Origin of the sequence: Hymenobacter sp. (assembly GCF_036388155.1) — a bacterium.
GTDB lineage: Bacteria > Bacteroidota > Bacteroidia > Cytophagales > Hymenobacteraceae > Hymenobacter.
This window is the reverse complement of sequence record NZ_DASVSI010000005.1, coordinates 1-14,401: the sequence shown is the minus strand read 5'-3', so window position 1 is coordinate 14,401 and position 14,401 is coordinate 1. Positions and strand designations below refer to the sequence as shown.

General features: G+C 62.5%; 11 protein-coding genes. 4 read left to right on the top strand and 7 right to left on the bottom strand.

Annotated features, from left to right (window positions below; all coding sequences use genetic code 11):
* The first annotated feature begins 23 nt into the window (after positions 1-23).
* Positions 24-2,084 (top strand): polyphosphate kinase 1, encoded by a 2,061-nt coding sequence (gene ppk1, locus VF629_RS00695; protein ID WP_331056517.1) that lies wholly within the window; start codon positions 24-26, stop codon positions 2,082-2,084.
* Between the two features lie 96 nt (positions 2,085-2,180).
* On the opposite strand, the gene VF629_RS00690 is transcribed toward ppk1, so the two are convergent.
* The 3 genes from VF629_RS00690 to VF629_RS00680 form a co-directional block, all read right to left on the bottom strand.
* Positions 2,181-3,302 (bottom strand): DUF6268 family outer membrane beta-barrel protein, encoded by a 1,122-nt coding sequence (locus VF629_RS00690; RefSeq protein ID WP_331056516.1) that lies wholly within the window; start codon positions 3,300-3,302, stop codon positions 2,181-2,183.
* 182 nt (positions 3,303-3,484) lie between these two features.
* A complete protein-coding gene (gene hflX / locus VF629_RS00685; RefSeq protein ID WP_331056515.1) occupies positions 3,485-4,816 on the bottom strand; it encodes a GTPase HflX in 1,332 nt (443 codons plus the stop codon).
* A 108-nt stretch (positions 4,817-4,924) separates the two neighbouring features.
* Positions 4,925-5,212, bottom strand: coding sequence for a cytochrome c (locus tag VF629_RS00680; protein WP_331056514.1), 288 nt, complete (start codon positions 5,210-5,212; stop codon positions 4,925-4,927).
* A 203-nt stretch (positions 5,213-5,415) separates the two neighbouring features.
* Between VF629_RS00680 and VF629_RS00675 the strand changes: the two genes are divergently transcribed.
* Both VF629_RS00675 and rfbC read left to right on the top strand, forming a co-directional pair.
* Entirely contained in the window at positions 5,416-6,528 is a 1,113-nt protein-coding gene (locus tag VF629_RS00675; protein ID WP_331056513.1) for a glycosyltransferase family 4 protein, read from the top strand.
* A gap of 60 nt (positions 6,529-6,588) precedes the next feature.
* Positions 6,589-7,137: a dTDP-4-dehydrorhamnose 3,5-epimerase gene (gene rfbC, locus VF629_RS00670; RefSeq protein ID WP_331056512.1), complete on the top strand. Its 549-nt coding sequence runs from the start codon at positions 6,589-6,591 to the stop codon at positions 7,135-7,137.
* Between the two features lie 76 nt (positions 7,138-7,213).
* Here the strand turns inward: rfbC and VF629_RS00665 are convergent, their stop codons facing one another.
* The gene (locus tag VF629_RS00665; RefSeq protein WP_331056511.1) at positions 7,214-8,512 is read right to left on the bottom strand and encodes a UDP-N-acetylmuramoyl-tripeptide--D-alanyl-D-alanine ligase; all 1,299 of its coding nucleotides are present in this window, start codon (positions 8,510-8,512) and stop codon (positions 7,214-7,216) included.
* 108 nt (positions 8,513-8,620) lie between these two features.
* On the opposite strand from VF629_RS00665, the gene VF629_RS00660 reads away from it, so the two are divergent.
* Positions 8,621-10,942 (top strand): T9SS type A sorting domain-containing protein, encoded by a 2,322-nt coding sequence (locus tag VF629_RS00660; protein WP_331056510.1) that lies wholly within the window; start codon positions 8,621-8,623, stop codon positions 10,940-10,942.
* A 333-nt stretch (positions 10,943-11,275) separates the two neighbouring features.
* Here the strand turns inward: VF629_RS00660 and VF629_RS00655 are convergent, their stop codons facing one another.
* From VF629_RS00655 to VF629_RS00645, 3 genes are all read right to left on the bottom strand, one after another.
* On the bottom strand, positions 11,276-11,971 hold the full coding sequence (locus tag VF629_RS00655; RefSeq protein ID WP_331056509.1) for a hypothetical protein: 696 nt from the start codon (positions 11,969-11,971) through the stop codon (positions 11,276-11,278).
* Positions 11,972-12,030: 59 nt separating this feature from the next.
* Complete coding sequence (locus VF629_RS00650; protein WP_331056508.1) at positions 12,031-12,810, bottom strand: amidohydrolase; 780 nt, start codon at positions 12,808-12,810, stop codon at positions 12,031-12,033.
* Between the two features lie 342 nt (positions 12,811-13,152).
* Positions 13,153-14,304: a methionine aminotransferase gene (locus tag VF629_RS00645; RefSeq protein WP_331056507.1), complete on the bottom strand. Its 1,152-nt coding sequence runs from the start codon at positions 14,302-14,304 to the stop codon at positions 13,153-13,155.
* Positions 14,305-14,401: the final 97 nt, after the last annotated feature.

Below are 14,401 nucleotides of genomic sequence, written 5' to 3'. Positions count from 1 at the left end.
TCACTTTAAACTTTTACCACCCTTTGGAAACCCTATCCCGTGACTTGAGCTGGCTGCGCTTCAACGCCCGCGTGCTGCAAGAAGCCCAGAGCCCCGCTGTGCCGCTGCTGGAGCGCCTCAAGTTCATGGCCATTTTCAGCAGCAACCTCGACGAGTTTTTCAAGGTGCGGGTGGCCACGCTGCGGCGCCTGGTGAAGCTCAAAAAGAAGACCCGCGCCAAGCTCACCGAGCGGCCCAAGCGCCAGCTGCGCGAAGTGCTGGCCGAAGTGGCCCGGCAACAGGAAGAGTTTGGGGACACGTTTCGGGAGCAGCTGCTGCCCGCGCTCAACGCCCAGCACATTCACCTAATCAACGAGGCCGAGCTGACCGAGGGGCAGCGCGCCTGGGTGGCGCAGTACTTCCGCGACAAGGTGCGCGACCTGCTCTCGCCGGTGGCCCTGGACGACACCCTGCACCACCTCTTCCTGAAAGACCAGACCGTCTACCTCACGTTTTTCCTCAGCAAGCCCGTTGCCGCCAAAGGCAAAGCCAAGGCCCCGGCCGAGCGCGTGCTGGTGATGGAACTGCCCACCAAGCGCCACGGCAGCCGGTTTGTGCGCCTGCCCGACGAGGGCGAGGAGCGGTACGTGCTGTTTCTCGACGACGTCATTCGGGTGGGCGCCGCCGAGCTCTTTCCTGCTTACGAGCACGTGACCGTGAGCGCCATCAAGCTCTCCCGCGATGCCGAGCTGGACATCGAGGAAGAAGTGTCGGGCGACCTGATGGAGAAAATCCGCAGCAGCCTGGCCAAGCGCGCTACCGGCTTTCCGGCCCGCCTGCTCTACGACCCCGAAATGCCCACCGAGACCCTGCGCGCCCTCACGCAGAAAACGGGCATCACCGACGAGGAGCTGGTGGAAGGCTCCCGCTACCACAATTTCCGCGACTTCTTCGGCTTTCCCCATTTCGACGACCCCAGCTTTCATTACCCCGAGCGGCCGGCCCTGCCGCACCCCACGCTGCCACGCACGGGCAGCCTGCTGGCCGCCATTGCTGCGCGCGACCACCTGCTGCACCCACCGTACCAGTCGTTCGACTACGTGACGCGGCTGCTGCGCGAGGCCGCCACCGACCCGCGGGTGTCGGCCGTGAGCATCACGCTCTACCGCGTGGCCAGCAAAAGCGCCGTGGTGAAAGCCCTGCTCAAAGCCGCCCGGCACGGCAAGCAGGTCACCGTGGTGATGGAGCTGAAAGCGCGGTTTGACGAAGAGTCCAACCTGTTTTGGGCCGACAAGCTGAAGCGCGCCGGCGCCAACGTCCTGTTCACGCCGCCCGAGCTGAAGGTGCACAGCAAGCTGCTGCTCATTTCCCGCCGCGAAGCCGACGACACCACGCGCAACTACGCGTACTTCAGCACCGGCAACTTCAACGAAAGCACCAGCGAGCTGTACACCGACCACGGCCTCTTCACGGCCAACCCCGCCCTCACGCGCGAGGCCGACGCCGTGTTTGGCTACCTGCGCGACCAGCACACCCAGCCCGAGCTCAAGCAGCTGCTGGTGGCCCCGTTCGGGCTGCGCGCTGGCCTCAACGCCCTCATCGACTTCGAAATCAGGCAGGCCAAAAAAGGCAAGAAGGCCTACGTCATCCTCAAGGTGAACGCCGTGGAAGACCGCGGCATGATAGAAAAGCTCTACGAAGCCAGCGTGGCCGGCGTGCGGGTCGAGCTCATTGTGCGGGGCATTGGCTGCCTGGTGCCGGGCCAGCCGGGCTTCAGCGAAAACATCAGCCAGCGCGGCCTCGTCGACCGCTATTTGGAACACAGCCGCGTGTACGTGTTCGCCCACGGCGGCGAGGAAAAAGTGTACGTGTCGTCGGCCGACTGGATGACGCGCAACCTCGACCGGCGCGTGGAGGTGGCCTTTCCCATCCTCGACGAAGAGCTGCGGGCCGAAGTGCGCCACCTGCTCGACTTGCAGCGCCACGACAACGTGAAGGCCCGCGACTTCGACAACCAGTTCATCGCCCCCACCGACGGCGCCCCGCTAATTCGCGCCCAGGAAGCCACCTACCAGCACCTCAAGAAGCTGAAGCGGCGGCGGTAAGCACGAGTACCCCGAAATTTCATTTCGGCCCGTGGGAACGATGGAAGTTCTACCGGGCCGAAATGAAATTTCGGGGTACTCGTTCCGGTGCTCGTTCTACCGCCGCACGCCGGCTTTTTCCAGCAGCTTGCGCGGCGGCGTGATGAACAGCTCCAGGCTGGCGTAGGGCACGCCGTTGAATTTGGAATCGATGATTTTCTCGCGGTCAGCGTTGGTGCGGTCGAAGGCGTCGAACGCGTAGTTGTAGCGGTAGCCGGCCTCGGCGCCCATCCACAGGAAGCTCAGCAGCTCCCGCTCCCAGCGCAGGCGGAATTTTACTTCTGTTTCGCGCAGTTCCAGCGTGGTCAGGGCCCGCTTGTCGGGCTGGCCGTCGCGGGTCAGGGGCGAGCGGAGGCGCACGATGTAATTATAGCCGTCGACGGTGTAGCCGGCGTAGAGGATGGAGTTCTGCGACACGTTGTAGCGCATCGTGACGCGGGCCGGGAACAACGCCTCCACGCCCCAGCGGCTGTTGAAGGTGCGGTTGTAAATCACGGCCGGGTACAGACTGAGTCGCCCAAACGTGTAGCCGTACTGAAACCCGACGCCCCACGAAAAATTCGCGCTGCGCTTCCAGCCGTAAATGGCCTCTGCCGAAAGACGGGTATAGTCCGACTTGCGCAGTTCGCTCGACGTGTAGTCGCCGCTCAGCTCGCCTTTGATGCGGGCCAGGTACCAGTGCACGTCGTCGATGGGCCGAATAATGGCAATTTGGGCCGCCGTGCTTTTCAGGCCCTTGTTTTCGATGTTGTCGTAGAGCTCGTAGTTGGTGGGCAGCTGCGCAAATTGAAATTCTTCCCGCTCGTAGCTCAGGCCCACGATGACTTTCAGGTGGGGGCGGTTCCAGGCCGGAATATAGCCCTTGATGGACAGGCGGGCGTTTTTGGTGGCGTCGGTGCTGAAATCGTTCAGCCCCGCCACCTTCGCCGATGACGCCACCCCGAAGCGCGGCATCCGCTCGTAGCGCACTATCAGGCCCTTGCTGGGGCCCATGCCCAGCACCGACGGGTTGGCAAACTGTTGCCGGTCGGTGTTGCCCGCGGCGCTGTCGGCGGCCGTGGCGGCCGCCGCCGGGTACACCGGCGGGGTGGGGGCGGGGTCCTGGGCCAGCACCGCGCGGCTCAGCAGCAGAAAAACGGCCGTGTACGGGCCGAGACGACGAAAAAAAATTGGAGCCATAAGAATGCGCCTCGGTTAAAGAAGGTGCGTTCAGCCCTTACGCGGAAACCGCAACAATGGCCATTGGCAGGCACCTAATCAGACAGGAAATATGGGAAATGAGCCCGCTAAACCCGTCACGCAGCGCGTAGTGCAACACAGTGGGTTTGGCGGGCTCATTTCCTTTGGCCTATTCTGCCTACTTATTCCCCGCTAAACGCGGCGTTTTGGTAGGGGTAGCGCTGCTGGTGCAGGGCCGCCACGCGCTTGGCCAGCAGCTCGCGCAGCTCGTCCAGGTTGGTGCGCTCCTGGGCCGACACGAACACCACCGGGTCGTGCAGCTTGGCCATGTAGGTGGCTTGCAGCTGCGCCAGCGGCGGGCGCGGGGCGGTGCCGTCGTCCTCGGCGTCCAGTACTTCGCCAAACGGGTCGTGCTCGTGGTTGTCGGGCTTGTATTGGTCAATCTTGTTGAACACCAACAGCACCGGCTTGTCGGCCGCGCCAATGTCGGCCAGCGTGTCGTTCACCACCTGAATCTGCTCCTCGAAGCCGGGGTGCGAAATGTCCACGACGTGCAGCAGCAGGTCGGCTTCGCGAATCTCATCGAGCGTGCTTTTGAAGCTTTCGATGAGGCGCGTGGGCAGCTTGCGAATGAACCCCACCGTGTCGGACAACAGAAACGGGTGGTTGTCGAGCACCACCTTGCGGGTGGTGGCGTCCACGGTGGCGAACAGCTTGTTTTCGGCAAACACGTCGGCCTTACCCAGCACGTTCATCAGCGTGCTTTTGCCCACGTTGGTGTAGCCCACCAGGGCCACGCGGATGCTGCCGCCGCGGGTTTTGCGCTGGGTGTGGGCCTGCTTGTCGAGGTCTTCGAGCTTCTCCTTGAGGAAGGCAATGCGGTCGCGCGCCACCCGACGGTCGGTCTCGATTTCCGTTTCACCCGGGCCCTTGGTGCCCACGCCGCCGCGCTGCCGGTCCAAGTGGGTCCAGAGGCCGGTGAGGCGGGGCAGCAGGTACTGGTACTGGGCCAGCTCGACCTGCGTGCGGGCCGTGGCCGACTTGGCGCGCAGGGCAAAAATGTCCAGAATCAGCAGCGAGCGGTCAATGATTTTCACCTTCAGCTCGGCTTCGAGGTTGCGCAGCTGCGAGGGCGACAGGTCGTCGTCGAACACGACCATGCTGCTGCCTTCGTGCTCCACGTAGGCTTTGATTTCGGCCAGCTTGCCCTCGCCCACGTACGTGCGGATGTCGGGCTTCTCCAGGCGCTGCACGAAGCGCTTGGTGGCGGTGGCGCCGGCCGTTTCAATCAGAAAGGCCAGCTCGTCGAGGTATTCGGTGGTTTGAGCCTCGGTTTGGCGGCGCGGCGGCACGGCCACCAGCACGGCGCTTTCCTGCTCTTTGGCGGTTTCGTAGGTGCCGTTGTCCGCCGCTTTCGCCAAAATGCGACCGGCGCGGCCTTTCACGTTGTCGGTGGCCCCGAAGTGGCGGGTGCTGTTGCCGGGCTTGCGCCCGCCGGATTGGTTGTTTGCCATGGGAAGGGTGTTCGGAATCAAATGGAAGAGTCGGAAGGAAGTAAACGCAATTCCGACTAAAAAGAACGTCCGTGCGGCGTCAGACGCCGCATTTTAGCTTGGCGTTACCTACTTCAAGGTGAGCGAGTACGCCACCACCTGCTGCACTTGCGCAGGCGTGAGCGTCTTGCCGAAAGCCGGCATTTTGCCCATGCCCTTCGTCACCAAATAGGTACGCCCGAAGGCGTTGAGGTTGCTTTTGGTGAGGTCGTGGGCGCCGTTGAGGCCCAACTTGCCGTTGGCGCCGTGGCAGCGCAGGCAGTTTTTTTGGTACAGCAGCTGGCCGGGTGGCACGGGCGGCTTGGCCAAAGCCAGCAGGGGCAGGAAAAACAAGAAGGCCGTAAGTCGGAGATTCATAGGTAGCATAACACCAAAACGAAGCACAAAGTACCGGAACAATAGGGTAATGAGGGGAGGAGGATATAGGGACAGGAGTTGAAACACATGGGGAGTAGGCGGGAGCTTGGAGAGGCGTAAGCCGCAACTTGCCTGCTATCGCGCCGTAGGCCCGACCTTTGCCCTCTTACCCCCATACCCTCATTACCCCTTACCCTAACACAGTGCGCGTCGCTATCGTCATCAATACCAGTTGGAATATTTGGAATTTTCGGGCCAGCCTGGTGCGGGCCCTGCAGGCGGCCGGGCACGAGGTGCTGGCCATTGCCCCGCCCGATGATTACTCCGCGCGTCTTGAAACCGAATTAGGTTGCCGCTTTGTGCCCATCCTGATGGAGAACAAGGGCACCAACCCGGTGAAAGACGCCGCGCTCACCCGCCGCTTCTACCAGATTTACAAGCGCGAACGGCCCGACGTGGTGCTGCACTACACCATCAAGCCCAACATCTACGGCAGCATCGCGGCCAAGCTGGCCGGCATCCCGAGCATCAACAACGTGAGCGGTTTGGGCACGGTGTTCATCATCAAAAACTTCGTGAGCAAAGTGGCGCTGGGACTGTACCGCTTTGCGTTTCGCTTTCCGCACAAGGTGTTTTTTCAGAACAGCGACGACCGGCAACTTTTCCTCGATAACGGCCTGCTGCGCCGCGAAATCACCGATTTGCTCCCCGGCTCCGGCGTCGACACCGACAAGTTCCGGCCGGCTGCCGCGTTCACGCGCCAAACCCCGTTTGTGTTCCTGATGGTGGCCCGCGTGCTCTACGAGAAGGGCGTGGTGGAATACTTTGAAGCCGCCAAAGCCATTCGGGCGGCCGTGCCCGGCACCCGCATTCAACTGCTGGGCGGCCTCGACGAGGCCGGCGGCGTGGGCGTGCCCCGTGCCACCTTCGAAGAGTGGCTGAAGAGCGGCGACATCGAGTACCTGGGCCGTTCCGACGACGTGGCCGCCCACCTGCACCGCGCCGATTGCGTGGTGCTGCCCAGCTACCGCGAAGGTACTCCCAAAACCCTGCTCGAAGCTGCCGCCGTGGGCAAGCCCCTGGTGACTACCGACGTGCCCGGCTGCCGCGAAACCGTGGTCGACGGCCTCAACGGCTACCTCTGTCAGGTGCGCAGCGGCCCCGATTTGGCCGCCAAAATGCTCCAGGTGCTGCGCCTGCCCGATGCCGAGCTGCAGCGCATGGCCCAGGCCAGCCGCCAGCTTGCCGAAACCAAATTCGACGAAAAGCTGGTGCTGGATAAGTACATAACGGCCGTGAACGAAGTGCGCCTCTAAGCCTGAATTTTGTCTTGTTGAGCTAGCGCCACGCGGCACCTGACCCTACCTTTGCCTCCGATGCAAGTACAACAACACGCCCTGCCGGGCCTTCTCGAATTCATTCCTCGTCTGTTTGGCGACCCGCGGGGCTTGTTCTACGAAACCTACAGCGCCCGCCTCATGCAGGAAATGGGCCTGCCCGCCGACCTCGATTGGGTGCAGGACAACCAGTCAAAATCCCAGCCGGGTGTATTGCGCGGCCTGCATTTCCAGCGCCCGCCGCACGCTCAAGCCAAGCTGGTGCGGGTAGCCCAAGGCCGAGTACTCGATGTGGTGGTCGACATTCGCCGCGACTCGCCCACCTACGGCCAGCACGCCAAAGTGGAGCTGAGCGCCGCCCAAGGCAATATTCTGTTCGTGCCCAGTGGCTTTGCCCACGGCTTTGTGGCCCTTGAAGAGGAAACCCTGTTTCTGTACAAGTGCTCGAACTACTACGCCCCATCTTCCGAAGGCGGACTTCTGTGGAATGACCCAGCCTTGGGCATCGATTGGGGCGTTGCCGACGCCCTCATTTCGCCTAAAGACGCCGTGCTGCCTACGCTGGCCAATCTGGACAGCCCATTTTAGAAAAAGAGTAACCACGAAAAAGGCGAGAGCTAAGACCAAAATGGTTTTAACTCTCGCCTTTTCCGTGGTTACTCTTTTACAAAAGCTCCACCAGCGTCTCCAGGGCCATGCCGCGGCTGCCCTTCACCAGCACCTGCCGGTTGCGCACAGGGTGCTGACGTAGCCAGTCGGCGGCTTCGGCTTTGGTGGGGAAATGCTGAACGTGGCCAGCCGCTGCCGCTGCTTTGGCCATCTCCGGTCCTACCAGCAGCACTTCGGGCAGCTGCAATTCGGCCAGCAGCTGGCCGAGCTGGCGGTGTTCGGCGGCGCTGTCGTCGCCTAGCTCAAACATGTCGCCGAGTAATACCAGTTTGGAGTGGCCGGGCGCCGTGGGCCGTGCAGCAAAGCTGCGCAAGGCCGCGGCCATGCTGCTAGGGTTGGCGTTGTACGCATCTAGAACGAGCTCATTGCCGGCAGCGGTGCGCACCAGTTGCGAGCGGTTGTTTTGCGGGTTGTATTGCGCTAGGGCCGTGGCTACTTTTTCGGGTGGGATGCCGAAGTGCAGGCCCACGGCGGCGGCGGCGGCCAAGTTTGGAAAGTTGTAGTCGCCGGTCAGTTGGGCGGCCACGTCGGTGTTGTCGGCCAGTCGCAGGGCCACCGCTGGGTCGGCGGCGAGGAGCGTGGCGGGGTAGGTGTCGGTTGGGCCGGGGTAGGTGAGGCGGGTGGGCACCGGGGCCGACAGGTCGGGCAGGCGCGCGTCGAGGGTATTGACGAAAGCCGTGCCGCCCGTGCGGGCCAGGTAATCAAACAATTCGCCTTTGCCTTTGGCCACGCCCTCGGGCCCGCCAAACCCTTCGAGGTGGGCTTTGCCAATGTTGGTGATGAGGCCGTGCGTGGGTTGGGCCCACTGGCAATAGGCCGCAATTTCGCCCTGGTGGTTGGCGCCCATTTCAATCACCGCGAAATCATGTTCGCCAGCCCGCAGGCGCAGCAGGGTGAGCGGCACTCCGATGTGGTTGTTGAGGTTGCCAATGGTGGCCAGCACCCGAAACTGCTGGGCCAGCACGGCCGTGAGCAGCTCCTTGGTGGTGGTTTTGCCGTTCGAGCCCGTCACGGCCAGCACCGGAATGCTGAATTGCTGGCGGTGGTGCTGGGCCAGTTCCTGTAGGGCCAGGAGCGGGTCGGGCGCGAAGGTGTAGCGGGAGGGGTCGGTGGCCGCGAGGTCGGCGTCGTCTACCACGGCGTGGCGGGCGCCTTTTTCCAAAGCCTGCGACGCAAAAGCAGCCCCCCGGAAGCTGGGACCGTTCAGGGCAAAGAACAATGTACCGGGCTGGGGCTGGCGCGAATCGGTACTGACGAGGCCGCTGGCCGCCAGATAGTGGGAGTAAAGCAGCATGTAATTGAACGGGAAGCGGAAACGCGGTGTAATTTGTTACAAAGGTGGGCGTGATTTTTGTTACTACTTTCATCGTCCAGCTTCCACCGTTTTTCCTGCTTCGCGCTTATGCTTCGTACTTACGCTCTCTTGCTGGCCCTGCTGGCGTTTTCGGTTACGGCTAACGCGCAGTCGGGGGCTGGGTTTGGATTTGAATACCGCCCGGCCGGCAAAGTGGTGCAGGGCACCGATACCCTCCGCAACGCCTGGGCCGGCGGGTTCAACACACCGCAGTTCAGCTCCATCGACCTGAATAATGACGGCCAGCAGGACCTGTTCGCCTTCGACCACGAAAGCAGCCGCTGCTACACCTTCCTGAGCGTGGCCGCGCCGGGCACGGCCGCCGGCCGCCGCTGGAGCTACACGCCGGAGTACGAAAGCCTCTTTCCGGCCGACCTGCAGAGCTGGGCCCTGCTGCGGGACTACGACTGCGACGGCCGCGCCGACCTCTTCACCTACGTCAACAGCGGCGAAATCCGGGTGTTCCGCAACGTGCTGGCCAATGGCCGCCCCAGCTTTCAGCTCACCACCAATCAGATTCGGTTTGGGGGGACGTTTTCGGGTACATCCAACCTCACCATTGGGGGCTACAACCTGCCCGCCATCCAGGACGTGAACGGCGATGGCAAGCTTGACATCATGTCCTATGATTTCATCGCTGCTACCTATATCGAGCAATACATCAACACCAGTGCCGCGTGCGGCGGCCTCGATTTTACTCGTACCACCGACAATTGGGCCAACATAGTTTCGTGTGGCAGCTGTGCCTCGTTCATGTTCAACGGCCAGCCGTGCTTCACGGCCAAAACCACGCACACGGGCGGCCACAGCCTCCTGCTGCTCGACCTGGACGGCGACGGCGACCAGGACCTGATTGATGGCCGCGACAACTGCCCCGAGCTCACGCGCCTGCTCAACCAAGGCACCACCACCGCGCCGGTGGTGACGCAGGCCGGCGTTTCGGCCAGTTTCCCATCGGCGGCCGCGCCGGTGCGGGTGCCGGTTTTCCCGGCGGCTTATTCGTTTGACGCCAACTTCGACGGCCGGCCCGATGTGGTGGTGGCGCCCAACATGCTCAACAACCTCGCCGACCAAGTGAGCATGCGCAACTCGGTGCAGCTGCTGGAAAACACGGCCGCCACGGGGGCGCCAGCCTTGGTTTACCGCCCGGGCGGCTTCTTGCAAAACGACATGCTGGACGTGAGCGAGGGCGCTGCCCCCACGTTCGGCGACATCGACGGCGACGGCCGCCCCGACCTGCTGCTGGGCAACCACGCCGACCGCGTGAACAACGTGTACCGCGCCAGCCTGACGTATTTCCGCAACGTGGGCACCAGCAGCCAGCCCATTTTCAGCTTCGTCACCGACGACTACCTGGGCCTGGCCGCTCAGCGCCTCGAAGGCCTCAAGCCGGTCCTGGTCGACCTGAACCGCGACGGCGCGCTCGACCTGGCCTATAGCGCCTGGGACCGGGGCGCCAACATCCTGTACTACATCCTGAACACCGCCACGGCGGGGCAGCCCGTGGCGTTCAATGCGGCTGCGGCCGTGAGTTTCAAGGCGCAGGGGCCGACTACTACCTCGCCGCCCGCGTCGTACCCGCCCACCTCGGGCGTGCTGCCCTACGCCCGCGGCGACATGCCCTGCTTCACCGACGTGGACAACGACGGGTACGTGGACTTGCTCATCGGCACCAACGAAACCCGCGAGCCCGGCATGAGCCTGCGCTATTTCCGCAACCGCGCCCGCGGCCCGCTGGACAGCGCCTTCGTGCTGGTAGACAACGATTTCGGGCGCATTCGCGAATCCACGGGCATTCGTCCCTACAACGTGAGCCCCGTGGTGGCTGACTTCGACGGCGACGGCCGCCCCGATTTGCTGCTGGCCGAAGCCACTGGCCAACTGCGCTTTTACGCCAACTACCGCTCTCAAATTGGCAGCATCTTCTCCGAGCGCACCGACTTGCTCTACAACCCCCTGACCAGCCAGTACGAGGCCACGCGGCTGGGCCGGGACCTGTACTCGCACTACGCCTTGTCGGCGCCCGACCTCAACGGCGACGGCGCTCCCGAGCTGCTGGTGGGCACCCAGGCCGGCGGCGTGCTCAGCTACGGCACCCGCAACCGCACGGTCACGGCCATCCGCCCCGAAGCCGCCAAAGCATTGGCGTTGAACGTGTACCCCAATCCCGCCACTGCCACCGCGACGGTTGAAACCGCTGCTCTCACCCGAGTAACCCTGCTGGACCTCACCGGCCGGGTGGTGCTGGCCGCCACCCCAGCCCTGCGCCGCCACGCCCTGAACCTGGCCGGCCTGGCCGCCGGCGTGTACGTGGTGCGAGCCGAGGGAACCGACGGTTCCGCCGCCGTGAAGCGCCTGCTGGTGCAGTAGAGAGGTTGCTGCGCCGCCTGTCATTGCGAGCACCGCGAAGCAATCCTTCCTCTCCGTGCGACCAGCCTAAGGCCGTGACCAACGCAACAAAAAGTCCCGACTCACGCCAGAGCCGGGGCTTTTTCACAGCTAGAAAGCTGGCCACTAAGGACGAGGGAATAGCGCCGTTGACTTCTGCTCGCTTTGCAGCGCTTGTAATGACAACTTGATTGAGCCGTTAGGGCTCCGATTTGGAAGTCAGCAACTGCGGCTACTTAGGGTCGGATTTCTGCGCCTTATGTTTCAACGGAAATAATTTGTAGTCTACCGTGAAAGAATAAGTAATCATCTTATCTATTCGATTATCGGCAATGCCCCCGTATAAGTACTAGGAGCAAAGGTGTACTTCCACTTCTGATTAGCAGACCCAAACGAGACGGCCACGTCGGCTGTGTTCGTTTCCACTCGGACGAACTGATTAACTGGTCCGTTATTTATGTAGAATCTCGCTCCGGTGTTGACGATTCCCCATCCTGCGGCAAGCTCAACGGGCTTATACCAGCGCGGAGTGCGATGGTGTAGTTGCTTAGTCAGCCAAAACTGTTGGTCCAGAATAAAGCCTTTCTTTTCAATGATATCGAAATAAACACCAGCAGTTTGCCTTTCTAGCACGGTATAAGCGTATCCGTACCGGACAAGCGGAGTATAGCTAACGGCCAAATCACGGCCTAATGACACTTTAGGCCCTATCGAAATGGTTTGAAAATTACGTTCGTAATCGTAAGGAATGTATATGTTGTAACGTATCGGTTTAAAATTAAAAAAATTCATTATTGTGCTTCTTACTCGCACGCTAGGCGATATACTCAACGGAAAGCGGTGGTTCTGGGCGAAGCAGGTAGAATGTGAGAGCATCACAAATACTATAACCACCAACAGGCCAGAAGCAACGGTTTTCCGGTTCTGCTGGCCGGAAAAATACCTGTGTGTAGTTTGATTGGGCATTTCCTTGCGTTGTTGACTCTCAGCGAAGTTCGCGCCGTTTGTCATGCGTGTAACGGAGTACTAAGCGCCAGCTATATAAATTCAGCGCACTACTTTACAGCGGCTTAACGCAGTTCAAAAGCGTCGCCGTCATTGAGCGCGGTAAACTTGGCTCGAAACTCGTCCAGCTCCGTCCGCGATAGGGTGTGGGTGAAAACGCCGCTTTCGCTTTCGGCTTCTACCAGATAGTTGCCTTTGGCATCAATCAGCGCTGAATCGCCCGAATAGTCGTGGCCCAGGCCGTCCTGGCCAATGCGATTCACGCCCAAGGCGCAGGCCACGTTCTCGATGGCGCGGGCGCGCAGCAGGGTGCTCCAGGCGGTGCGGCGCACGGCGGGCCAGTTGGCCACGTAGAGCAGCAGGTCGTAGGGCGCCACGGGCTGGTTGCGGCTCCACACGGGAAAGCGCAAGTCGTAGCACACCAGCGGGCAAATGCGCCAGCCGCGCCATTCCTCCACCAAATGGGCCGTGCCGGGCGTGTAGGTGTGCTGCTCGCCGGCCAGGGTGAAGAGGTGGCGCTTGTCGTAGTAACTCAACGAGCCGTCGGGCCGCACCCAGAGCAGGCGGTTGTAGTACGCGCCGTTTTCCTCGATGATGACGCTGCCCGTGACCACGGCGTTGTGGGCGGCGGCGTGGGCGCGCAGCCAGGCCACGGTGGGGCCGTCCATGGGTTCGGCCAGCTCCGGCGCCGCCATGCTGAAACCAGTGGTGAACATCTCGGGCAGCACAATCAGGTCGGTAGGCGCGGTGAGGCCAGCCAGGGCGATGTCGAGCGAGCCGCGGTTGGCCGCGGCATCGTGCCAGTGCAGGGCGGTTTGAACAAAGGAAACAGTAAGGTCAGCCATGTGAGAATGGTCTATTGAATCGCAGAAATGCTCCGGCTATTATTGAAGTCGTTTAGGAAGTGAGTCGTTTGCCGGTCCGACGCCCTAGGCGTCCGACCGGTTGTCGTTGAAAGGTGACGGGGAGGCGGCCCAGGCAACAACCGGTCCGACGCCTAGGGCGTCGGACCGGGCAGAGCCGACTTTCTCAACAGCTTCGTTGCAAGAACGTCATGCAGCGCGCAGCGAAGCATCTCGCCCGCCACCACTAATTAGTTGAATCACGCGAGATTCTTCGCTGCGCGCTGCATGACGGTTTTCTTATGCGCTGCATGACGGTTTTCTTCTTCAGAAGTAAGGCTCCGTCTACCGCAATCTGGCCGCGGCAGCTTCCAGCGTGGCGGCTTCCTTGGCAAAGCAAAACCGAATCAGGCCGTCGTCGAACCCGTCGTGGTAGAAGGCCGACACGGGCACCACGGCCACGCCTTTGTCGCGGGCCAGGTACTGGGCAAAGGCCAGGTCGCTGGCGGGGGAGAAAGCGTCGTAGCGGGCCAGCTGGAAATAGCCGCCGGGCACGGGGAGCAGCTCCCAGCCGGCCCCGTCGAGCAGGGCCCGGAACTGGTCGCGCTTCTCCTGGTAAAAGGAGGCCAAGCCGCGGGCGTGCGCATCAGTGGTGTCGGTTTCGAGGGCGTCGGCCAGGGCGTGCTGGGTGGGCGTGCTCACGGCGAAGGTGAGGAACTGGTGCACGCGGCGCACTTCGGTGGTCAGGGCGGGCGGCGCAATGCAATACCCCACTTTCCAGCCGGTGGCGTGGTAAGTTTTACCGAAGGAAGAGAGTACGAAGCTGCGCTCGCGCAACTCGGGGTGTTGGCGGGCGCTCATGCGCGGCGCGCCGTCGAACACGAGGTGCTCGTACACTTCGTCGCTGAGCACGAGGGCATCGGTGCCGGCCAGCAGCTTCGATAGCTCGTGCCAGTCTTCGGCCGTGAAAACCGCCCCGCTGGGGTTGTGGGGCGTGTTCACCATCACCAGGCGGGTGCGGGGCGACACCACCCGGCGCACCGCGTCCCAGTCGGGCCGGAAGTGCGGCGCGGGCAGGCGCACGTAGCGCGGCACCCCGCCCTGCAGCCGAATGGCGGGGCCGTACAAATCATAGGCCGGCTCGAACACCAGCACTTCGTCGCCGGGGCGCACCACAGCGGCCAACACCGCATACAAGGCCTCGGTGGCCCCGGCCGTGACGGTGATTTCCGTGGCCGGGTCCGGGGCCGGCGCGTCGGCGTGGAGGCGGGCCACTTGGGCGGCAATGGCCTCGCGCAGGCGCGGCAGCCCCGGCATGGGCGCGTATTGGTGGTGGCCCGGGGTGCGGGCGTGGCGGGCCAGCGCCTCCAGCAGCTCCTGCGGCGGGTCGTAGTCCGGGAAGCCCTGGGCCAGGTTGATGGCGCCCGTTTCCTGGGCCAGCAGGGTCATTTGGGTGAAAATGCTGACGCCAACGTCGGGAAGTTTGGATTGAAGCAAGGCGGTGGGACGGTTATGAAAAAGGTAAACCCGGTCATGTCGAGCGCAGCCGAGACATCTCGCCTCGGAAAACTAATTACTACCACACGCGAAATGT